The organism is Bartonella sp. 220B, assembly GCF_026930205.1.
Lineage (GTDB): Bacteria > Pseudomonadota > Alphaproteobacteria > Rhizobiales > Rhizobiaceae > Bartonella.
The window spans coordinates 214,765-235,735 of record NZ_JANHOI010000002.1; the positions used below are offsets into that span (position 1 = coordinate 214,765).

At 38.3% G+C, this 20,971-nt stretch carries 20 protein-coding genes; 8 read left to right on the forward strand and 12 right to left on the reverse strand.

Going from position 1 to position 20,971, the window contains the following annotated elements:
- Window positions 1–18 precede the first annotated feature (18 nt).
- Entirely contained in the window at window positions 19–864 is an 846-nt protein-coding gene (gene panC, locus NPX99_RS02565; protein WP_269030197.1) for a pantoate--beta-alanine ligase, read from the forward strand.
- 10 nt (window positions 865–874) lie between these two features.
- A complete protein-coding gene (gene panB, locus NPX99_RS02570) occupies window positions 875–1,690 on the forward strand; it encodes a 3-methyl-2-oxobutanoate hydroxymethyltransferase (protein WP_269030198.1) in 816 nt (271 codons plus the stop codon).
- A 313-nt stretch (window positions 1,691–2,003) separates the two neighbouring features.
- Here the strand turns inward: panB and NPX99_RS02575 are convergent, their stop codons facing one another.
- Together NPX99_RS02575 and ygfZ are read right to left on the reverse strand one after the other, a co-directional pair.
- Complete coding sequence (locus NPX99_RS02575) at window positions 2,004–2,624, reverse strand: HD family hydrolase (RefSeq protein WP_269030199.1); 621 nt, start codon at window positions 2,622–2,624, stop codon at window positions 2,004–2,006.
- Between the two features lie 3 nt (window positions 2,625–2,627).
- Window positions 2,628–3,491, reverse strand: coding sequence for a CAF17-like 4Fe-4S cluster assembly/insertion protein YgfZ (gene ygfZ, locus NPX99_RS02580; RefSeq protein WP_269030200.1), 864 nt, complete (start codon window positions 3,489–3,491; stop codon window positions 2,628–2,630).
- Between the two features lie 67 nt (window positions 3,492–3,558).
- On the opposite strand from ygfZ, the gene NPX99_RS02585 reads away from it, so the two are divergent.
- Window positions 3,559–4,887: a dihydroorotase gene (locus NPX99_RS02585; RefSeq protein WP_269030201.1), complete on the forward strand. Its 1,329-nt coding sequence runs from the start codon at window positions 3,559–3,561 to the stop codon at window positions 4,885–4,887.
- A 176-nt stretch (window positions 4,888–5,063) separates the two neighbouring features.
- Here NPX99_RS02585 and NPX99_RS02590 read toward each other — a convergent pair whose 3' ends face one another.
- Entirely contained in the window at window positions 5,064–5,462 is a 399-nt protein-coding gene (locus NPX99_RS02590) for a TIGR02301 family protein (protein WP_269030202.1), read from the reverse strand.
- Window positions 5,463–5,979: 517 nt separating this feature from the next.
- Between NPX99_RS02590 and cysS the strand changes: the two genes are divergently transcribed.
- The 5 genes from cysS (at window position 5,980) to pssA (ending at window position 11,867) form a co-directional block, all read left to right on the forward strand.
- Window positions 5,980–7,488, forward strand: a complete 1,509-nt coding sequence (gene cysS, locus NPX99_RS02595) for a cysteine--tRNA ligase (RefSeq protein WP_269030203.1) — start codon at window positions 5,980–5,982, stop codon at window positions 7,486–7,488.
- 42 nt (window positions 7,489–7,530) lie between these two features.
- Window positions 7,531–8,202 (forward strand): DUF421 domain-containing protein, encoded by a 672-nt coding sequence (locus tag NPX99_RS02600; protein ID WP_269030204.1) that lies wholly within the window; start codon window positions 7,531–7,533, stop codon window positions 8,200–8,202.
- Between the two features lie 116 nt (window positions 8,203–8,318).
- Window positions 8,319–10,202, forward strand: coding sequence for an ABCB family ABC transporter ATP-binding protein/permease (locus tag NPX99_RS02605; protein WP_269030205.1), 1,884 nt, complete (start codon window positions 8,319–8,321; stop codon window positions 10,200–10,202).
- Between the two features lie 118 nt (window positions 10,203–10,320).
- Complete coding sequence (locus NPX99_RS02610; protein ID WP_269030206.1) at window positions 10,321–11,019, forward strand: phosphatidylserine decarboxylase; 699 nt, start codon at window positions 10,321–10,323, stop codon at window positions 11,017–11,019.
- Between the two features lie 8 nt (window positions 11,020–11,027).
- Entirely contained in the window at window positions 11,028–11,867 is an 840-nt protein-coding gene (gene pssA, locus NPX99_RS02615) for a CDP-diacylglycerol--serine O-phosphatidyltransferase (RefSeq protein ID WP_269030207.1), read from the forward strand.
- A gap of 78 nt (window positions 11,868–11,945) precedes the next feature.
- On the opposite strand, the gene NPX99_RS02620 is transcribed toward pssA, so the two are convergent.
- The 9 genes from NPX99_RS02620 to rpsF form a co-directional block, all read right to left on the reverse strand.
- On the reverse strand, window positions 11,946–12,695 hold the full coding sequence (locus NPX99_RS02620; protein ID WP_269030280.1) for an SDR family NAD(P)-dependent oxidoreductase: 750 nt from the start codon (window positions 12,693–12,695) through the stop codon (window positions 11,946–11,948).
- A 2-nt stretch (window positions 12,696–12,697) separates the two neighbouring features.
- Window positions 12,698–14,188, reverse strand: a complete 1,491-nt coding sequence (gene purF / locus NPX99_RS02625) for an amidophosphoribosyltransferase (protein WP_269030281.1) — start codon at window positions 14,186–14,188, stop codon at window positions 12,698–12,700.
- Between the two features lie 104 nt (window positions 14,189–14,292).
- Window positions 14,293–14,847 (reverse strand): CvpA family protein, encoded by a 555-nt coding sequence (locus NPX99_RS02630; protein WP_269030208.1) that lies wholly within the window; start codon window positions 14,845–14,847, stop codon window positions 14,293–14,295.
- A gap of 139 nt (window positions 14,848–14,986) precedes the next feature.
- Window positions 14,987–16,363, reverse strand: a complete 1,377-nt coding sequence (gene radA, locus NPX99_RS02635; protein ID WP_269030209.1) for a DNA repair protein RadA — start codon at window positions 16,361–16,363, stop codon at window positions 14,987–14,989.
- Between the two features lie 6 nt (window positions 16,364–16,369).
- Complete coding sequence (locus tag NPX99_RS02640) at window positions 16,370–17,860, reverse strand: replicative DNA helicase (protein WP_269030210.1); 1,491 nt, start codon at window positions 17,858–17,860, stop codon at window positions 16,370–16,372.
- Window positions 17,861–18,494: 634 nt separating this feature from the next.
- On the reverse strand, window positions 18,495–19,091 hold the full coding sequence (rplI, locus tag NPX99_RS02645) for a 50S ribosomal protein L9 (RefSeq protein WP_269030211.1): 597 nt from the start codon (window positions 19,089–19,091) through the stop codon (window positions 18,495–18,497).
- Window positions 19,092–19,115: 24 nt separating this feature from the next.
- Window positions 19,116–20,096: a hypothetical protein gene (locus NPX99_RS02650; RefSeq protein ID WP_269030283.1), complete on the reverse strand. Its 981-nt coding sequence runs from the start codon at window positions 20,094–20,096 to the stop codon at window positions 19,116–19,118.
- 150 nt (window positions 20,097–20,246) lie between these two features.
- On the reverse strand, window positions 20,247–20,495 hold the full coding sequence (gene rpsR, locus NPX99_RS02655; protein ID WP_269030285.1) for a 30S ribosomal protein S18: 249 nt from the start codon (window positions 20,493–20,495) through the stop codon (window positions 20,247–20,249).
- Window positions 20,495–20,893, reverse strand: coding sequence for a 30S ribosomal protein S6 (gene rpsF / locus NPX99_RS02660; protein ID WP_269030212.1), 399 nt, complete (start codon window positions 20,891–20,893; stop codon window positions 20,495–20,497). The genes rpsR and rpsF overlap by 1 nt, the downstream gene beginning before the upstream one ends.
- Window positions 20,894–20,971 lie beyond the last annotated feature (78 nt).

Genomic DNA, 20,971 nt, shown 5'->3' on the forward strand with positions numbered 1-20,971 from the left:
GAATGGATAGTTGTAAATATGCGAATCTTGAAAACAATTGCCGAGGTACGCCACTTTCTCGCAGAAGAGAGAAATTTAGGACGCTCTATTGGTTTTGTACCAACCATGGGGGCATTGCATGAAGGGCACCTTGCATTAGTACAGCAAGCAAGGGCTATGTGTGATCGAGTAGTGGTGTCTATTTTTGTCAATCCAAAACAATTTGGTCTCCATGAAGATTTTGATCAATATCCAAGAGATTTGATAGGCGATTGTGCTTTGTTAAAGAAAGCAGATGTTGAGTATGTTTTCGCACCTTCTGTAGAAGAAATATGGCCCCAGGGCAATGATACAATTGTAAAGGTAAAAAAATTGTCACGTATTTTGATGGGGAAATTACGTCCAGGACATTTTTGCGGAGTGACCAGCGTTGTTGCTAAGCTTTTTAATATTGTTCAACCAGAGAAGGCTTTTTTTGGGGAAAAAGATTTTCAACAAATTTTGATCATTCGCCGTATGGTTGAAGATTTGGCTTTTCCTATTGAAATTATTGGAGTGCCTATTTTACGCGAAGCAGATGGTGTGGCCAGATCTTCACGTAATCAGCTTTTAACCTTAGAAGATCGTCAAGCTGCAAAAATTATTCCTGCAAGCGGGAAAGCTGCGGAAAGGCTTTATCAGCAAGGTGAACGATCGGTTAATAAATTATGTAAAACTGTTCGCAATATTTTACAGCAGGAATCGCGTGCGATTATTGAATCAGTAGATTTACGGGATATGGAAACTTTATCGGTAGTGAAGAGGAAGTTAGAAAAACCTGCGGTTTTATTACTCACTGTCCGTTTTGGTGAGGTTAGGCTTATTGATCAATATATTTTGCAATGAAGGGCTTAAAATGAGTGTACAGAAAACAATAAAGCGAATGACCGCTTCTGAAATAAGGTTAAGAAAAGGACAAGAACCGATTGTGTCTTTAACAGCTTATCAAGCTTATAGTGCGCGAATTGCTGATTCATATTGCGATTTTCTTTTGGTTGGTGATAGCGTTGGTATGGTTGTGCATGGGTTTGAGACAACGCTCCCTGTGAGTGTGGATATGATGATTTTGCATGGACAGGCAGTGATGCGTGGGTCTAAGAGGGCATTAGTGGTTGTTGATATGCCTTTTGGTTCTTATGAAGAAAGTCCGCAACAAGCTTTTTCTAATGCATCACATATTCTTGCAGAAACGGGGTGTGGTGCAATTAAGCTTGAAGGTGGCGTTTATATGGCAGAAACGATTGATTTTTTGTGTAAACGCGGTATTCCGGTTATGAGTCATATTGGGCTTACACCGCAGGCAGTAAATCGTTTTGGTGGTTTTAAGACGCAGGGACGTGATGAAAAGAATTGGCGACAGATTGAAGAAGATGCAGCAGCGGTTGAAAAAGCAGGTGCCTTTGCTGTGGTTGTGGAAGGAGTTGTAGAACCATTAGCAGTAAAGCTTACAGAGATGCTTTCTATTCCTACCATTGGCATTGGAGCATCTCGTCAATGTGATGGGCAAATATTGGTGATGGAAGATATGTTGGGCTATGGCACTTTTGTCCCTAAATTTGTACGCCGTTATGGTACTCTTGAACAAGCAATGGAGACTGCAATCAAGAGTTATGCAGAAGATGTCAAATCACGTATTTTCCCAGCTGATAAAGAAGTTTATAAACTTAAATAAATCCAATTTTATAAAAAGGTTTTTACAAGAGAGTCTTTGTTGTTAACACTTTAGAAAATAGAAAGTGTATTCTTTCGTATGTTCTTTCTCTGTATTCAATTTGAATGGTAATTTTTTGTATGCTATTGCAATGATATTATTGGAAGCCAATGAACACATAAAATTATTATGAAATATTTATAAGGTGATGAATAGGAGAGAGAGATATCCTTTTTATAATGGTATTCAAATAGGTATTAAGGGAAAAAGACGACAATTTCATATAAGTATTTTTAGATAAAACGATTAAAGAAGAAATGATGTAAGGAAAGTGTTAGGGGGATTCTTGAGTATCAAGATTATGAAAACGGATTAAAAAGGTGTTTTCGATTTGTTGTGTAGAAGTAGGTTGCAGATTGAGACCATCGGGTAAAATGTTATTTGGAGCGCCAAAATAACGAAGAGCTTCTTCTCTATGAAATCCAGCAAGTGTAATAGCTTCGTAAAATGCAGCAATACGGTCAGCTTGCTTGATTTTTTTTAAGAGCTTTTGAGAAGGGGAAACAGGGAGAGAAAAGCGTATATGGATAGCATCTTGTATACGTTTTTCGATAATCTCATATTGTTTTCCGATGACAGCTTTAAAAGGTGAAATCATATCACCGATAACATATTCTGGTGCATCATGAAGAAGAGCACATAGGCATTCGTTGCTACGCGATTGCGGAAAAAGCTTCTGAAATATTTGTTCTACCAAAAGGGAATGCTGTGCAACAGAATAGGCATGCTCTCCTCGTGTTTGACCGTTCCAGCGTGCAACACGGGCGAGCCCATGGGCAATATCTTCGATTTCAACATCAAAAGGAGAAGGATTTAGCAGATCAAGTCGTCGACCAGAAAGCATTCTTTGCCAAGCACGCGCTTCTCCATTTTGTGACAATTCAGCTTTGGCCATGCGTTAAGTTTCCATAGTGTTTTCAGGAAAGGTAAAGTTCATATTTTCAGCAATGCTTATGGTGATGGGAGCATTTTTTACTGTCAACGCAATACCTCTGTCCATGGCATCTTTGACATGGTCAATACGCATTAAGGCCAAAGCTTCATTTGCAACACATGTTCCCAAGCAACCAAGTATTTTTGTTTCTGCTTCAACGTTGGAATCTGAGGTTAATTCATGTTGACTTCTGACAATTAAAATGCGGCGACGCACTGCGCGACGGTGATGCATTCGTGAAACAACTTCTTGCCCTATATAGCAACCTTTATTAAAGGCTAATCCACCAATTTGATCATAATTAATATCATGAGGAAAGACTTTTCCTATTTCATAGTCTTGACCACTTTCGGCGATTGCATAACGGATACGCAGTCGATTCCAGTTATGGTGATTTTCTGAAGCAAAAAAGGGTGTATTTCCATAGATTCGCATTATTTCTTCTTTCTGTGGAAAGCGCTTATCAATAAAACTTGAATCATACTCTGAGGAGTTTTTTTCAATATTCAACAAAACCGTAACAACCTCTTTTAATGGTTGTGTAACTTCGACTTTTCTCCGCAATTTGTAAAGGAGAAGGCGCTTTTGGAGGATATCAGCGATAGAGTCCACAATATCGATGAGATAGCCGTCTTCTATTTTCCCGATAAGAAAATCAGCAATAACTTTTCCTTGTGGGGATAAGAGCGCTCCAGGAAAAATTTCTTGTAAGCCGATTTTTTTTACGTCTGTAGTGATGAGAGATTGCAGAAAATCTGTTGCTTCTTCGCCTGTAACTTTAATAATGCTGCGGTTTTTAAAGCGAATGGTATTTTGTTTTTCAATCATGGTTCTTGCTTTTCTGCTCAAAGTTACATAATCGATCAAAGAGAGGATATGTAAGAGGAGTACGGCTATGTTTAAAACATTTGATACAATTTTTAAAGGTGCAACACTTGTAAATCATGATGGCAGTAGTAAGCGTGATATTGGTGTTACAAATGGCCGTATTGCTGAAATTGGCGATCTTACATGTGCATCTGCTGGTGAAGTCATTGATTGTACAGGGCTCCATATTTTGCCAGGAATTATCGATAGTCAAGTTCATTTTCGCGAGCCGGGCAATGAACATAAAGAGGATTTAGAAAGCGGTTCCTATTCTGCGGTGTTGGGTGGGGTGACAGCAATATTTGAAATGCCTAATACCAATCCATTAACCACATCGGAAGAAGCTTTGAATGATAAGGTAAAACGCGGATTTCACCGGATGCATTGTGATTTTGCATTTTGGGTTGGAGGAACGCGTGAGAATGCACATGAATTGGCTGAGTTAGAAAAACTTCCTGGTGCTGCTGGAATAAAAGTTTTCATGGGGTCTTCTACTGGTGATCTTTTGGTGGATGATGATGAAAGTGTGCGTCTTATTTTGCAGAATACACGCCGTCGTGCAGCTTTTCATTCTGAAGATGAGACAAGGCTTAGAGAACGTAAAATGTTGCGTATTGAAGGGGATGCATCATCACATCCAGTTTGGCGTGATGAGATTGCAGCATTGAAATGTACACAACGTTTAGTAAAAATTGCGCATGAAACAAAGTCGCGCATTCATGTGTTACATCTTTCTACAGCAGAAGAAATTGAGTTTTTAAAAAAACATAAGGATGTTGCAACAATTGAAGTTACGCAACATCATTTGACTTTAACCTCTGATGATTATCAGCGATTTGGTACATTGATTCAAATGAACCCACCAATTCGCGAAAGTCGACACTGTGAATCTCTCTGGTATGGTGTTCAGCAGGGTATTGTTGATGTGTTAGGTTCTGATCATGCTCCTCATACGCTTGAAGAAAAGCGCAAATCTTATCCTGCTTCACCTTCAGGGATGACAGGAGTGCAAACCACAGCGGCAATTATGCTCACACATGTCAATGTGGGAAAGATATCCCTTGAACGTTTTGTTGATCTCACGTCACATGGCCCTAGTCGTGTTTTTGGTATAAGCTGTAAAGGGCGCCTTGCTGTTGGATATGATGCTGACTTGACCATTGTTGATCTTAAGCGAGAAGAAATTCTTACCGATGCTTTGATTGGTTCACGCGCAGGTTGGACACCTTATGATGGTAAAAAAGTTAAGGGTTGGCCTGTTGGGACTATTATTCGAGGGATGCGTGTTATGTGGGAAGGCGAAATCGTGACCCCTTCGCAAGGTGAACCTGTTAAATTTCTAGAAGCTCTGGTGTAACCAGATAAAACAGATGGGGTTTATGGAATGACTTACTCTGTGAAAAGATGCTTGTTGTGGTTTTGTCATAGGGAAATAAAAATATATTGAGGATTTATTCTCCAAAAGTTTTCATATTTATATCAGAGACGGTTTATAAATCTATTCATTGTTGAGAGTATTGTTATTGATATAGTTTATTGAGGGGTTAGGAATTTTTGTACAGGTTCATTATTATAATGCATGAGGAGGCTTTCAGATAAGGCTCTTCCTTCTTTAATATATCTATGATTTGCTTCAATTGCTGATTGCGTACAATGATGATAATTTTCTGAAAAAGCACGGTATGCTTCATTAAATGCTTCATAAAAGTAAGCACGCCTTTGTGGCATAGGGTGTTCTGCTTCAATCAGTGCATTCATGTAGTTATGCCATTGGTTTGTTGGGGTGCTGCAAAGATTTTGTAAGTAATGGAGGGATCCCAAAATTTCTGCCAGTCGTAGTAATTTTGTCTCATAAGGTGGTGATTGTTGTGCAAAAGTTGATGTTAAAGCTAAAAAAAATATAAAAAAAACAATTTTTATCAGATTACGCATTGTTTATTGCCCCTTTTTAATAAAGCTTCGTAGATTACAATCGCGGATAAAATGGCTTCGTCATAGAATATAGGTTACAAGGTGAAGACAAAAATGGTTTGCACATCATTACCAAGAGCGGGCATGTTATAAAATTTAGGGCATGAAAGGGAATAAGGAAAGCATCATGAAGATATTTAAAATTTTGACGAAGCTTTGTGTCGTTAAAATTTTCAGATTTTTGTATGCAATCTGTTTTTCGTATGATTTTACGCTGTATAGCGCGTTCTAGATTTGCTTCTAGAGCAGTTTTCTCATCAAGAAAAATAGAATTTTTATCTAGGGTGCTTTAATCCAATCCAATAAAGTGAATTGTTTTTTGACAAATGATGGAGACAGCCTCGATGCAATAGGATCACTGTGAGAATTTTAGATAAGATATACGAAAGTTTTAACTTAAAACCGCATAATGCAATGATTTTTTGAATAAAATTCACTTTGAAAAGCGGCGAGTCATATCGTTTAACGGAGTATAATAATGAAAGAGTTGCGATTTTATAACACGCTTACACGTAGAAAAGAAATTTTTACACCGATAGATGCAACGAGAGTACGCCTTTATGTTTGTGGTCCAACAATTTACGATTATGCTCATATAGGCAATGCGCGCCCAGTTATTGTTTTTGACATGTTGTTTCGTTTGTTACGTCATATCTATGGTAAAGAGCACGTTATATACGCACGTAATATTACAGATGTAGATGATAAAATTAATGCACGAGCAGCTTGTGAATATCCAGAGTTAGTACTTAATGAGGCTATTCGTCGATTAACGGAGCAAACCTATTCTCAATTTCAACAAGACACGATAGCACTTGGTTGTTTGTTGCCGACCAGTCAACCCCGTGCAACAGATCATTTGGAAGAGATGCGCTGTTTGATTGAAAGGTTGCTTGAAAAAGGACATGCTTATATTGCGGAAAATCATATATTGTTTTCTGTAAGCAGCATAAAAAATCATCCCCATTATGGAGAATTTGCAAAGCGCTCCTTAGAAGAAATGAGGGCAGGGGCGCGTGTCGATGTTGCTGCTTATAAAAGGGAGGAGATGGATTTTGTTTTATGGAAACCCTCTCTAGAGGGAGAACCAGGTTGGGCATCCCCGGCAGGAATTCCTGTTTTAGGTCGTCCAGGGTGGCATATTGAATGTTCAGCAATGTCAATGGCAAAACTGTTAAAACCCTATGGTGGTGGTTTAACTTGTGATGATCCAACAGCAAATATTTTTGATATCCATGGTGGTGGAATTGATTTGATTTTTCCTCATCATGAAAATGAGATTGCCCAAAGTTGTTCAGCTTTTGGAACTGAGCGAATGGCTAATTTTTGGATGCATAATGGTTTTTTACAGGTTGAAGGACAAAAGATGTCTAAAAGCCTTGGCAATTTTATCACTATACGTTCTGTTTTAGAGAATGATATTTTTGAATTTAATGATGTTTTAACAAAAGAAATGAAACAAAGTTGGGCTGGTTTGTCCGCACGCTTTTCAATGTTACAAACACATTATCGAGAACCATTAAATTGGACAACGCAGCGTTTAGTACATTCTAGTAGAGAACTGTATCGTTGGTATGAATTGCTACGTCGTGAAAGAAGATGTGTGGAGAAGAATGAATTTCTTGATGATTCTTTGATAAACACATTAAGTGATGATCTTAATACCCCGAATGCATTTGCTCTTTTACGACAATTTTATAAAACAGGTAATGCTGTCGCTCTCGCAAATGCGATGCGTTTATTTGGGCTCTTGTGTCAAGAGTGGGTTAGAGACGCAGAATGCCCATTATTTATGAAAAAAACTTCCCTTGACAAAAAATTTATCGATCAACGCATTGCCGAAAGGCTACAGCTTATCCATAATAAAGAATGGGCAGCTGCGGATAGAGTTCGTGATGCACTTGCAGCCGAGGGGGTTATCTTAAAAGACAGTAAAGACCCACAGACTGGCGAGCGTGTAACCGTGTGGGAGATAAAGCGCTTATAATTCCGATATTCTCGCAGCTTCCGTAACAAGGGAGACAGTTTGATGGAATTTTTATATCATTACGGATATGTCACATTTAAATTGGTTGTAGGTCTTATCGCTTTCCTTTTCATTTTAAGAACAACGGGGCGTGGAAGTCTTAGCCAAATGACACCTGTTGATTTAGTAAGCAATTTTGTGATGGGGAGTATCATTGGAGGCATTATTTATAGTCCGGAAGTTAGCAGTGTTCAATTATTGCTGGTTTTATTCATTTGGCAAACCTTGATCGCATCTCTTAATTTTTTAACACGCTATTCTGTCTTTTTTCGTCGTCTCATTGCTGGGCAAAATATCCCATTGGTTTTAGATGGTGTTTTTCAAATGGATGAAATTAAAAATTTAGGCATAAGCGTGAATGAACTGATTACGATGTTGCGTATTAAAGGTTGTAGTTTACATGAAGCCGCTTTTGTTCGTTTGGAAAACAATGGTGATTGTTCTGTTATTAAAAAGGAAGAAGGAAAAAAGTCCATTATTGTAGTACAAAATGGTGAAATTCTTAAGAAAGGGCTTAAAGAAATTGGTAAATCAAAGAAATGGCTTCAAGCAGAATTGGACAAAAAGCATGTGAAGGCTGAGAATTTATTTGCGGCGGAATGGTATGAGAATACAGATCAAAATAATAAATCTTATGGTGGATTATTTCTTGTCCCTTTTTCAAAAACAGTCTAACTTTAAGTGCTAATATGTATATTTACAAGAAGCATATGGCAAGGGGATAAAAACTGTAGTGGCTACAGGGCATATTATCGTGCTTTTGGAGTGGATGAAAAAGAAATAAGTGCTTTATGAAACAGAATGAAATGATAAAAACTGTATCGTCAGATACAGGACAGACTTTGCGTACGCTCTACAATTTATGGCCTTATATGTGGCCAACAGATCGACGAGATCTGAAAATACGTGTTCTATGGGCAATATTTTATCTTGTTTTAGCTAAACTATTTCTCATATCTGTACCGTATTTCTTTAAATATGCTACGGATACTCTTGATGTAAGCTCTAAATTCTCTATGTGGACGTCATCCAGTTGTTTTATTCCTCTTATGTTCGTCTTGGCATATAACATTGCACGTATTGTTCAAGCTGCATTAAATCAATTACGTGATTCTCTATTTGCAACGGTTGGTCAACATGCTATCCGCCAATTAGCTTATAAGACCTTCATGCATGTTCATGAATTATCTTTGCGATTTCATTTGCAAAGACGAACTGGCGGTCTTTCTCGCGTGATTGAGCGTGGGACAAAGGGCATTGAAGCGATTGTTCGATTTTCAATTCTGAACACAGTACCAACGGTTTTAGAATTTATTTTGACAGCATTTGTATTTTATATCAACTATGGATGGCGTTATTTGTTCATAGTTGTCATCATGGTGGGATTGTATACTTGGTTTACAATTAAGGCAAGTGATTGGCGTATTCGTATTCGGGAGAACATGAATATGGCAGATACCGAAGCCAATACGCGTGCTGTTGATTCTCTTTTAAATTTTGAAACAGTCAAATATTTTTGTAATGAAACTCTAGAAGCACGTCGCTTTGATTCTTCTATGGAAAATTATGAAAAAGCAGCAACAAAAATTTGGACATCCTTAAGCTGGCTTAATTTTGGTCAGGCTCTTATTTTTGGTATTGGAATGTCTATTCTGATGTTAATGTCAACTTACGAAGTTTTTCATAATACACAAACTTTAGGGGATTTTATTTTTATTAATGCGCTTTTAATACAGCTTTCTATTCCTCTAAATTTTATTGGTTCAATTTATCGTGATGTGCGACAAGGATTAACTGATATTGAAGCCATGTTTGATCTTTTAGACGTTCAGCAGGAGATTGTTGATAAATCAGATGCTAAACCATTGATGGTGCATGATGGTACCATTCGGTTTCATCAGGTAAAATTTTCTTATGATCCAGCTCGCCAAATTCTTAAAGATATTAATTTCGAGGTTCCTGGAGGCAAAACGGTTGCAATTGTTGGTCCATCAGGTGCTGGTAAATCCACTATTTCTCGATTACTTTTCCGTTTTTACGATGTTGATGCAGGTTCTATCACAATTGATGGACAAGATATCCGTGACGTAACGCAAAAAAGTTTACGTGAAGCTATCGGTATGGTACCACAGGATACGGTGTTATTTAACGATACAATTGCATATAACATTTACTATGGGCGTCCAACTGCTACAGAGGAGGAGATGCGCAAAGCGGCTGAAATGGCACAGATATCAAAATTTATCGAGATGCTTCCGGAAGGTTTTCAGTCTATGGTAGGTGAGCGTGGACTTAAATTATCAGGTGGTGAAAAACAACGTGTAGCTATTGCACGGACGTTGTTAAAAGCTCCTCCCCTTCTTATTCTGGATGAAGCAACGGCAGCTCTTGATACGGCAACAGAACAGGAAATTCAACAAGCACTGGATATCGTAAGCCGTGGGCGTACGACCTTAATCATTGCGCATCGCTTGTCTACTGTTATCAATGCTGATGAAATTTTGGTTCTTAAAAATGGTCGTATTATTGAAAATGGAACGCATGTACAGCTTTTAAGGAAAAAAGGTCTTTATGCTTCAATGTGGAATAAGCAGCTCGAAGCATCGCAAGCTGAAGAGAAATTACGTAAAATGCGTGAAGAAGATGAGATAGGTGTTGTTAATCGCAAAAAATAAGCTGTGCAAATGTTATCTATAACTTTATATGAAGGAATTGATTAAGTACACAAAAAACATACAAAAGAACAAAAAGATTGATACCTTGTCAAGGGTTATACTATGAATAGGAAATTATATGAGTATTCTAGAATCTATCCATAATAGCTTTGTGCCGATTCATAAAGAGGGCTACCCTTTTATTGTGGCATTTTTTATTATTTCGCTCATTCTTGGTTGGATGTGGAGTCCTTTGTTTTGGTGTGGTCTTATTCTTACTGTATGGTGTATATATTTTTTCCGTGATCCAGATCGTGTGGTTCCTTTAAATTCAAATTTTGTTATATCTCCTGCTGATGGACGTATCTCATTTGTTGGACCGTGTGTTCCACCTGAAGAATTGGGATTAGGTCAAGAGGAAATGATTCGTGTTTCCATATTTATGGATATTTTTTCGTGCCACATCAACCGTATCCCCATAAGTGGAACAGTAGAATCTATGGTTTATCGTCCAGGACGATTTACCAATGCTGAGCTTGATAAGGCGAGTCAATTTAACGAACGTAATGGGATGGTGATTGATAGTAAGCATGGTAAAATTGGTATGGTGCAGATAGCTGGGATGGTTGCTCGCCGGATTGTTTGTTGGTCAAAAGAAAATGATTCTGTAACTGCTGGAGAACGATTTGGATTAATTCGTTTTGGTTCTCGCCTTGATATTTATATACCAACTGAAGTGCGATTGCATGTTGCAGTTGGCCAAACAGCAATTGCAGGAGAAACAGTTTTAGGTTCTTTTGATGATCAGAGTGAGACAACTTATTTTAGATTCGACTAGGATGAACAATGAAAATTTTTTCGCTCTTTTCTTCATTTAATCCTGATGGGCAACAGGATGACGGTGCGAATCGGTGGCGTTCACCTACACCGATGCGATATGTCATTCCCAATATTATCACTATTTTGGCAATTTGCGCAGGGATGAGCAGTATTCGTTTAGCTTTTGAGCATCGTTATGAGGCTGCTATTTTAATGGTGCTTTTGGCAGCAGTCTTGGATGGGGCTGATGGACGTATCGCTCGTTTAATGGATGGCAGTTCATCTTTTGGGGCACAGATGGATTCTCTTGCTGATGTGGTTAATTTTGGTGTTGCACCTGCGCTTATTGTATATTCCTTTGTTTTAGAACAAGCGCACCAAGTTGGTTGGGTGGCAGCACTTGTCTATTGTGTTGCTTGTTGTTTGCGATTAGCACGTTTTAATGTGATGTTGGATAATAAGGATATACCAAAATGGCAGAGCAATTATTTTGTTGGTGTTCCTGCACCAGCAGGGGCGTTACTGCTTTTATTACCTATGTATTTAGGAGCTCTTGGTTTGGTCCCAAGTTGGAGTTGGGCATTATTTTTTAGCCTTTATACTGTGGTCATTGCTTTTCTTTTGGTCAGTCGCTTACCAGTATGGAATGCAAAAACAATTGATCAAAATTTGAGGCGTGATATCGTTGTACCGTGCATGTTGGGTATTGTTATTTATGTCGGTTTTCTTGCAACTTATACATGGTATACATTATTGGTTACAGCTGTTTGCTATATGATTTTTCTCCCCTGTAGTTTTATTGCTTATCATAAACGCGCTGTTTTGGAAGAAAAAAAGACCAATGCTGAAAAGTATAAAGAATTATAGAACTTTATATTTTGGGAAAGAAGAATAGAAGCAAAGAGAAATTTCTATTCAGGTTGACTATCTCTGTTTTTTCTATAGTTAATCAGGGACATGATAATCTATAAACCTATTTTTACGAACGCTAAAAAGTTTTCCTGTTTCTTTTAAATGAGGTGAAGCTAAATGTATTATCTTTGTTGCAACTTCTTGTGGTGAAGGGAGCGTTTGAGGATCTTCACCAGGCATGGCTTGTGCACGCATATCCGTGCGTGTTGCACCGGGATCGACACAGTTAATTTTGATAGGGGTTTGTTTGAGTTCTTCTGCCCAGCATCGCGCGATAATTTCTAAAGCAGCTTTAGAGGCAGCATAAGGTCCCCAGAAAGCACGTGCAACATGAGCAACGCTTGAGGATAACAAAATTGCTCGGCCAGCATCAGACTTACGCAATAAAGGTTCTACAGCTTTCATTAAGCGCCATTGGCTGATGAGGTTTATCTGTAAAACATCTTCAAAGACCGTATTTTCTACATGAGCTATTGGTGAGAGCGTACCAAGAATTCCTGCACTTGTAACCATAATGTCGAGCTTTTTCCAGCGTTTAGCAATTGAAACACTCAGAGTATCAATGTTTTCCATATGATGTAAATCAAGTGGGACGAGTGTTGCAAATGCGCCTTTTTCTCGGATTTTGTTGTCAAGCTCAGTAAGACCACGCACTGTTCGTGCAAGGGCGATAATGTGAGCACCACGTTTCGCAAGCTCTAATGTTAAATGATAACCAATACCCCTTGAAGCACCGGTGACAAGCGCAACACGACCAAAAAGACTAAAATCAAGTTTTGTCATCATTAATCTCTTGTTTTAAGAACAGAGGATTGATGAATTTTAGGAATACTTTCTTGATCAACCAGATGTGTAGGGTAATGTCCGGTAAAATAATGGTCAGTAAATTGTGGATCAATATTATTTCGTTTCTCTCCTGCTACAGCAAGATAGAGGCCATCGGTTGAGAGGAACTCTAATGAATCAGCACCAACAAAATCGCACATGGATTTTAAGTCTGGATATTGATTAGCCAACAAGTTTTCAACTTTAGGTGTATCAATACCATAGAAATCGGGATAGAAAATCATAGGGCTAGAAATGCGCATATGCACTTCTTTTGCTCCTGCATCGCGGAGCATTCGTACAATTTTGAGGGATGTTGTTCCCCGTACAATAGAATCATCAACCAAAATAACACGTTTTCCTTGGATGACAGAACGATTTGCAGAATGTTTTAATTTCACTCCAAAAGCACGAATTTGTTGTGTTGGTTCGATAAAAGTGCGACCAACATAGTGATTACGAATAATCCCAAGCTCAAAGGGAATTCCAATTTCTTGTGCATAGCCGATTGCAGCGGGTGTTCCACCATCAGGAACAGGAACCACAACATCACCTTCACAGGGGGCTTCCTGCGCCAAATGGATTCCCATATTTTTACGTACTGTATAAACATTGCGTCCTCCAACAATTGAATCAGGACGCGCAAAATAGACATATTCAAAAAGGCAAAGCTTTTCTGGTTTTTGATTCTCTGAATTTATGATTTTTTTCGTAATTTCCCCATTTTTTTGTATTTCACATATGATAATTTCGCCATTTTTAACATCGCGAACATATTTTGCTCCGATGATATCAAGAGCACAGGTTTCGGAACAAAAGATTGGTTTACCGTCAAGTTCTCCCATTACAAGAGGTCGAATCCCTATTGGATCGCGTGCAGCAATAAGCTTTGTACGAGTAAGCGCTAACATGGCATATCCACCTTCCACTTTCCGAATAGCATCAACAAAACGATCAGATGATGATTCATAACGTGAACGGGCAATAAGATGGAGAAAAACCTCTGAATCTGATGTTGATTGACAGATGGCACCTGAAGCAATGAGTTCGCGACGTAGTGTAAGACCATTGGTAAGATTTCCATTATGGGCAATAGCAATCCCCCCAGCTTTTAATTCGGCAAAAAGAGGCTGAACGTTTCGTAATGCTATTTCTCCAGTTGTGGAGTAACGTGTATGTCCAATGGCACGATTACCCGGTAAACGGGCAAGTGTTGCAGGATTTGTATAGTGATCACCCACAAGACCTAGATGCTTTTCTTGATGAAACATTTTATTATGGTAAGAAACAATGCCAGCTGCTTCTTGCCCACGATGTTGAAGTGCATGAAGCCCGAGAGCTGTTAATGTTGCTGCGTCCTCATGACCAAGAATACCAAAAACTCCACATTCTTCGTGAAGGGTATCGTCATCCAATAAAAAATCCTGACTGGAAATATCGCCTTTTGTCATCATATTCTTTCAGTTGTAATATGAAGAATGATTACTTATCCTTCAGATGTTATTTTGAACTTTTTCCCATAACAAATTATTTCCCATTTTGCCGAATTGCTTTTTTATTGAGAGTGGTTATTCTGTGTATGAGTATCGTCTTTTTTAAACATTTTTTCTGCTTTTTCGAGGACAGTATCGAGATTTTCAGGAAGTATTTGTAAAACCTTTTGCCCCCATGAATCTAAGATGGGTTTTGTTGTTGCATTTTTTAACCAGTTAGCTTGATTTTCGGGTTTAACAAGCGCATTAATAAGAAGCATGCCTATAACCATGATAAATAATCCTCGGAATACTCCAAAAACAAAACCGATAGTGCGGTCAAGGGCACCAATTCGACTATCAATAATAAAATCAGAGATTTTCATGGTAATGATTGAAGTAATAATAAGAACAACAATAAAAATCGTGACCAATGTTGTGATCAATGCGATCATTTTATTAGAAAGATATTGCTCAAAGAAGGGCAAGAAAGGTTTGAATAAAAATAGTGTAGCAAAAGCTGCTACTGCCCAAGAAACTAACGATAGCACCTCGCGTGAAAACCCTCGGAGCATAGCGAGAAAAGCGGACAACAGGATGACTGCTACGACAATTCCATCAAGGACTGTTATGATCATTTGTTTGTTCCTTATACATAAAGTTGTGTTTTTTTTAATGAGTATACATACATTTCTAGTTATGCCATTTTTATTCTTATAGCAGGGATATTTTATATTTTGTAGAATTTTTTCTATATTATTATATATGTAGTGCGGATCATTTTTTACCTGTAGTAATAGCGGCAACTAGCATAGGAAGATTAGAGAATGTTTTTTGTTGAAAATTGAATGTTTTCGTTGTTTCAGTTGTTGTAGTAGGTTGAACAGCCCCTTGAAAGCCAAGTTTTTTCGCTTCATTGATACGTTGTGCTGAATGCGCTACAGCGCGAATGGCTCCTGAAAGGCTGATTTCACCAAAATAGACATGATCAGTTGGAAGAGGAATGTTTGCGAGTGAAGAGACCAAAGCTGCTGCAACAGCTAAATCAGCTGCTGGTTCGGATATGCGATATCCTCCTGCTACATTAAGATAGACATCATGTTGTCCAAAGCGAATACCACAATAAGCCTCTAAAACAGCAAGAATCATTGAAAGACGATTTCCATCCCATCCTACAACAGCGCGCCGTGGTGTTCCAAGTGAAGAGGGAGCCACAAGCGCTTGGATTTCTACGAGTATAGGACGCGTTCCCTCCATTCCTGCAAAAACAGCTGCACCTGGTGCTTTTTCATTTCGTTCACCTAAAAAAAGTTCGGATGGATTTATGACTTCTCGTAATCCTTTATCAGACATTTCAAAAACACCAATTTCATCCGTTGGTCCAAAGCGATTTTTTACAGTTCTAAGGATTCGATAATGATGTCCCCCTTCACCTTCAAAATAGAGAACAGCATCAACCATATGTTCTACAACACGGGGACCCGCAATTTGCCCATCTTTTGTAACATGACCAACAAGAACAACAGCTGCTCCTGTTTTTTTTGCAAAACGGATCATTGCTTGAGCACCAATACGCACTTGTGTGACCGTACCCGGCGCTGAATCTGCAGCATCTGACCATAAAGTTTGAATGGAATCGATAATAACCATATCGAGATTTTTATGTTCCCTTAAGGTTGCAAGAATATCTTCAACATTTGTTTCAGCAGCAAGTTTTACCTCTGTATTAGCAGCTCCAAGCCTTTGAGCACGAAGGCATATTTGTGCAAGTGCTTCTTCTCCTGAAACATAGATAACGTTATACCCTTTTCGCGATAAAGCAGCTGCTGTTTGTGTGAGCAATGTTGACTTTCCGATTCCTGGGTCTCCACCAACAAGCAATGCCGATCCACGAACAAATCCTCCACCCGTAACACGATCAAGCTCAGCAATGCCAGAATGAATACGAGGAGCATCTTGAAGATCTCCAGAAAGAGATGTAAGGGCCACTATACGTCCTTTACGGACATTTTGTGTAGGACCGCTACCAATACCACTATTTTCATTTTCTTCGATAAGGGAATTCCATTCGCCACAGGAATTACATTTCCCAGACCAACGTGAATGAATAGTTCCACAATTTTGGCAAATAAATTGGAGACGGTGACGTGCCATGATAATTTAACCAATTTGTTCGGGAAGATAATGACTATCTGCCAGATCGCTGAAACGTGTGTAATCAGACTGAAAGGCAAGATGAACAGTCCCCGTTGGTCCATGGCGCTGTTTTGCAACAATAACGTCAGCTTTTCCAAAAGCTTTGTCCATTGTATTTTGCCACTTTTCATATTCAAGAGTGCCTATCTTTGGTTCTTCATTTTTGAGATAATATTCTTCACGATAGACAAAAAGCACGATGTCAGCGTCTTGCTCAATGGAACCAGATTCACGCAAATCGGAGAGTTGTGGGCGTTTATCTGTTCGATTTTCAACTTGGCGAGAAAGTTGTGAAAGGGCAATGATGGGAATATTCAATTCTTTCGCCAATGCTTTTAATCCTGTAGTAATTTCTGTAATTTCCTGAACACGATTTTCAGATGAACGCTTTGAATTGCTTGTCATGAGCTGAATATAGTCAATAATCAAAACATCTAAACCGTGTTGCCGCTTGAGGCGGCGTGCGCGTGCTGCCAATTGTGTGATTGATATACCACCCGTTTGGTCTATATAAAGCGGTGCTTTTTGTAAGCGATTCATAGCACGGATAATTTTTGCAAATTGCTCTTCTGAAATATTTCCACGACGGATATCAGAAGAAGAAACCTCTGTTTGTTCAGAAATAATACGGGTTGCCAGCTGTTCTGAAGACATTTCCAGTGAGAAAAATCCAACAATGCCTCCTTCATTTTCTTGTATTTTTCTATCACGATTGCAAGCATTGGCAATGTTAAAGGCAATATTGGTCGCAAGTGAAGTTTTTCCCATTCCGGGACGCCCGGCGAGGATAATGAGATCAGATTTTTGTAATCCTCCCATTTTTTCATCAAGTGTTTTAATGTGTGTGGCTATTCCTGATAAGTGTGATGAACGCTTTTTAGCAGCATTTGCCATTTCAACAGCTTTTTTGACAGCATCATTGAAATTTTCAAATCCACCGCCATACTTTCCCTTTTCTGCTAATTCAAACAAATGTTGTTCAACAGTTTCAATTTGCATAGATGGTGTGAGTTCTACAGGAGCATCAAAGGCTGTATTGACAATTTGAGTTCCAATATTAATCAAGGAGCGTCGGAGAAAAAGATCATAAATGACTCGTCCATAATCTTCAGTGTTAATGATTGTTACGGCTTCTTTTGCCAAACGGACAACGTAAGTGTATACATTGATATCTCCGATTTTTTCATCAGCTGGAATGAAAGGCTTAATAGTAACAGGATCCGCAATTTTTCCTTTTTCAATAAGGTGGGATAAAACAGCATAGATTTTTTGATGCAATGGTTCAAAAAAATGATCTGGCTTTAGAAAATCCGCAACACGATCATGAGCATCATTATTGATGAGAAGTGCTCCTAGCAATGCTTGTTCAGCTTCAATATTATGCGGAAGTTGCTGGAAAGAAGAGGAATCTTCTTTTTGTGAAGAGCTAAAATTAACGACGCTTGTTTCTTCCATAACAGTTTTTTCCACTAAAATTTCGTGTTTAGCTATTTTAGAAAACCGATCAAACATTGTACCTAAAAGGGATAAAGGACCAAATCTTCGTTTTAAGTTAAAATCACACTTTCAATTTTTTAGGTTCTCGTTGATTTCTAGTTTATCATCTGTGTATAGTTTATATACAAGCTATTCCTTTATATTTTATTTTAAATACAAAAATTTTCCAAATTGCACTTTCGATGTTCTAAAAAACACGATGTTTATCTTCAGTGTTTTGATATTATAAGATGCTAAAGTTTTAATATTGCTGTGAGTAAAATTATTTTTCTTTATGATTTGAATTATTTCAAATGAGATGGGTGATGTAATCAATTTACCACTTTATGCAGGGCACTCTTTTAAAGAGCAGAACCTTAAAAAATTGTTTTTATTTTTAATAAAACAACATATGGGAATGTTTTTGCTGACTGTATTTCTAAACTGTGTGATTTCTGGTCACTACTACGCTGAAGACGATTTTTTCATAAGAATTCGGTTTTTACGGCAAAACAATAGAATATTTAGCCTAAAAGGCTAAATATTCTATAACATATCAATCTATCAGACGACAGAAAAAGAAAAAATGCAAGACAGAGAGTAAAAATGGCTATTAAGCTTCTTTATCAGTGCTATTTGCATCATTATCGTTCATTTCTTCTGCTGATAGTTCTTCCTGATTTTCTTCTAATGATTCTTTTTGAATATCATAGATTGCTTCAGCAGAGATTAGGGTTTCACCTTCTGCTTGACGTTGTGCTTCACTGACTGAACGCGCAACATTAATGATTACAGAAATTTGAACTTCAGGGTGTAAACTCAAAGTGATGGTATGGAGACCGATCATTTTTATTGGATGATTCAACTCAATCTGATTGCGTCCAATAGAAAAGCCTTCATTTGTTATGATTTCAGAAATATCACGTGTTGATACAGATCCATAAAGTTGTCCTGTTTCACCAGCTGAACGAACAGCAATAAACGATTTACCATCAAGTTTTTCAGCAATTTTTTGTGCTTCGCTTTTGCGTTCAAGATTACGCGCTTCGAGTTGTGCACGTTGCATTTCAAAATGTCTTTTATTCGCTTCATTAGCGCGTAAAGCTTTGCCTTGAGGTAAGAGGAAGTTACGTGCATAACCATCTTTAACCGAGACAATATCACCCATTTGACCAAGACGAGGAATACGCTCAAGTAGAATAATATCCATAGTTTTTCCTTTCGAACAATAAATTTAGTGAAGTTTTTTGCGTGATTGAAAATTGTATTGAATAGCTGCCCAAATACCCATCAAGAGCATCATGAAAGAAATAGGTGGAGCAAAAACAACCGTTAAAATAGCAACATAAACAAGAGAGAGTATAATCGCGCGGCCATTGATTCCTTTTGTAATATTGTGGAGGTATGCGAGACCACTGATTGATATAACGATAGTATATGCAGAGCTAAAGGTACGCGTACCCAAATCAATGGGAGCACTCAATTCAATCATTGATGCTATGCAAGCAACAATGAAAATAATAATTCCAGAAAGAGGAAGACGAAGAGTTTTACTCCAATCATCACGAGGTCTTTTCAGCCACTTCATATGTTGAGCAGTTATCATCGAAAAATAAAGATTACCAACAAGAAAAATCAAGCTATAAATTGTCAGAGCAATAGCTGTAAAAGTTGCGGCATGGGGTGTTAAAAGCTCACTAAAAGCGAGTATATCTGCTTCTTGTGGTGTTTGCACCTTTTGCATAGCTTGTACGATATTTTCAGTAATTTTTTTTGCAATGAAGGGAGGTGATGGATGGGTTTGGACATAGAGCCCGATGAGAGTTGCTATAAGAGCGATAAAATTGGTTAAACGAAAAATAACCGATGATAATGGATACCATATCAATGCGTTTTCTTTTTGCGCTGACTGTGCAAGTCCAAGGAGCCAAGAAGCGTAGACAGCAGGAAGGAAGAATAAGAGCATAAAGCCAAGAGCAGTATAGATATTAGTCGTTATGATAAGAACGACAGTAGCACTTATAAGGGCGATGAGGCTAGCTAATGTTCCTTGTCCAAACGCAACAATAAAAATTGGGAATGAAAGAAAGCAACCAAGAAGAAAAGAAAAATGGGGCGCGAAAGTCGCAACGCTAATGATTGCCATTCCTATTACAACAGCAAATAAGCCCGCTAAAACACCGGTCATTATTTTATGAATATGAAAATTTTTCATTTGTTGCTGTCCTGCCCTCATTGCAGTTAGGGGCATTCCAATGCCTCAACTTTTAATATTTATCCGTGTATTCTGCAATCAGTTGTTTTTCTGAAGCATACAAGAAAAGCGACTGGGGAGTTTCCCCAGTTGCTAAAGTGTACTGATAACTTACTTTATAACATAAGGAAGTAAGCCTAGAAAACGAGCACGCTTGATGGCATTAGCCAATTCACGCTGTTTTTTCTGACTGACAGCTGTAATCCGTGAAGGAACAATTTTCCCACGTTCTGAAATGTAGCGCTGCAACAGTTTGATATCTTTATAATCAATTCTAGGGGCATGAGCACCTGAAAAGGGACATGTTTTGCGACGACGATGAAAGGGACGGCGTGCTGCAGTTTGATTCATATCAGTCATCATTCTACTCCTTCCATGACATCTTCACGTTGACGGCGCACAGAGCGAGGACGTTCTTCATCATAACCATTACGATCAATACGTGAGAACATAGCAGATTTTTCTTTTTCATGTTTTTCTACACGAATAGTCATATAACGCAGAATATCTTCATTGATTCGCATTTGACGTTCAACTTCAGCAATCGCTGCAGCAGGTGCATCGATATTAACCAGTACATAATAAGCTTTACGATTTTTGCGAATACGATAAGCGAGGGGACGAAGACCCCAATTTTCTACGCGCCCAACTTTTCCACCGTGTGCTTCAATGACACCTTTGTAGACACTCAAAAGTTCATCAATTTGTTGCGGTGCAATGTCCTGCCGGGCAAGGAACATATGTTCATAAAGAGCCATTGCTTTGCCTTTCTTCAATTAAATTTTACCGGTTTTAGCGCAAAGCCTCTGCGACTTGTCTTTTTTGGAAATCCAAAG

Excerpts from the sequence above, each read along its gene's own strand:
- pssA (WP_269030207.1), top strand. The coding sequence starts at position 11,028 with ATGAAAATTTTTTCGCTCTTTTCTTCATTTAATCCTGATGGGCAACAG.
- panB (WP_269030198.1), top strand. The coding sequence starts at position 875 with ATGAGTGTACAGAAAACAATAAAGCGAATGACCGCTTCTGAAATAAGG.
- rplI (WP_269030211.1), bottom strand. The coding sequence starts at position 19,091 with ATGGATATTATTCTACTTGAGCGTATTCCTCGTCTTGGTCAAATGGGT.
- NPX99_RS02600 (WP_269030204.1), top strand. The coding sequence starts at position 7,531 with ATGGAATTTTTATATCATTACGGATATGTCACATTTAAATTGGTTGTA.
- rpsF (WP_269030212.1), bottom strand. The coding sequence starts at position 20,893 with ATGGCTCTTTATGAACATATGTTCCTTGCCCGGCAGGACATTGCACCG.
- NPX99_RS02640 (WP_269030210.1), bottom strand. The coding sequence starts at position 17,860 with ATGGAAGAAACAAGCGTCGTTAATTTTAGCTCTTCACAAAAAGAAGAT.
- NPX99_RS02585 (WP_269030201.1), top strand. The coding sequence starts at position 3,559 with ATGTTTAAAACATTTGATACAATTTTTAAAGGTGCAACACTTGTAAAT.
- NPX99_RS02590 (WP_269030202.1), bottom strand. The coding sequence starts at position 5,462 with ATGCGTAATCTGATAAAAATTGTTTTTTTTATATTTTTTTTAGCTTTA.
- NPX99_RS02605 (WP_269030205.1), top strand. The coding sequence starts at position 8,319 with ATGAAACAGAATGAAATGATAAAAACTGTATCGTCAGATACAGGACAG.
- rpsR (WP_269030285.1), bottom strand. The coding sequence starts at position 20,495 with ATGACTGATATGAATCAAACTGCAGCACGCCGTCCCTTTCATCGTCGT.
- panC (WP_269030197.1), top strand. The coding sequence starts at position 19 with ATGCGAATCTTGAAAACAATTGCCGAGGTACGCCACTTTCTCGCAGAA.
- NPX99_RS02610 (WP_269030206.1), top strand. The coding sequence starts at position 10,321 with ATGAGTATTCTAGAATCTATCCATAATAGCTTTGTGCCGATTCATAAA.
- radA (WP_269030209.1), bottom strand. The coding sequence starts at position 16,363 with ATGGCACGTCACCGTCTCCAATTTATTTGCCAAAATTGTGGAACTATT.
- ygfZ (WP_269030200.1), bottom strand. The coding sequence starts at position 3,491 with ATGATTGAAAAACAAAATACCATTCGCTTTAAAAACCGCAGCATTATT.
- NPX99_RS02575 (WP_269030199.1), bottom strand. The coding sequence starts at position 2,624 with ATGGCCAAAGCTGAATTGTCACAAAATGGAGAAGCGCGTGCTTGGCAA.
- purF (WP_269030281.1), bottom strand. The coding sequence starts at position 14,188 with ATGACAAAAGGCGATATTTCCAGTCAGGATTTTTTATTGGATGACGAT.
- NPX99_RS02620 (WP_269030280.1), bottom strand. The coding sequence starts at position 12,695 with ATGACAAAACTTGATTTTAGTCTTTTTGGTCGTGTTGCGCTTGTCACC.
- NPX99_RS02650 (WP_269030283.1), bottom strand. The coding sequence starts at position 20,096 with ATGAAAAATTTTCATATTCATAAAATAATGACCGGTGTTTTAGCGGGC.
- NPX99_RS02630 (WP_269030208.1), bottom strand. The coding sequence starts at position 14,847 with ATGATCATAACAGTCCTTGATGGAATTGTCGTAGCAGTCATCCTGTTG.
- cysS (WP_269030203.1), top strand. The coding sequence starts at position 5,980 with ATGAAAGAGTTGCGATTTTATAACACGCTTACACGTAGAAAAGAAATT.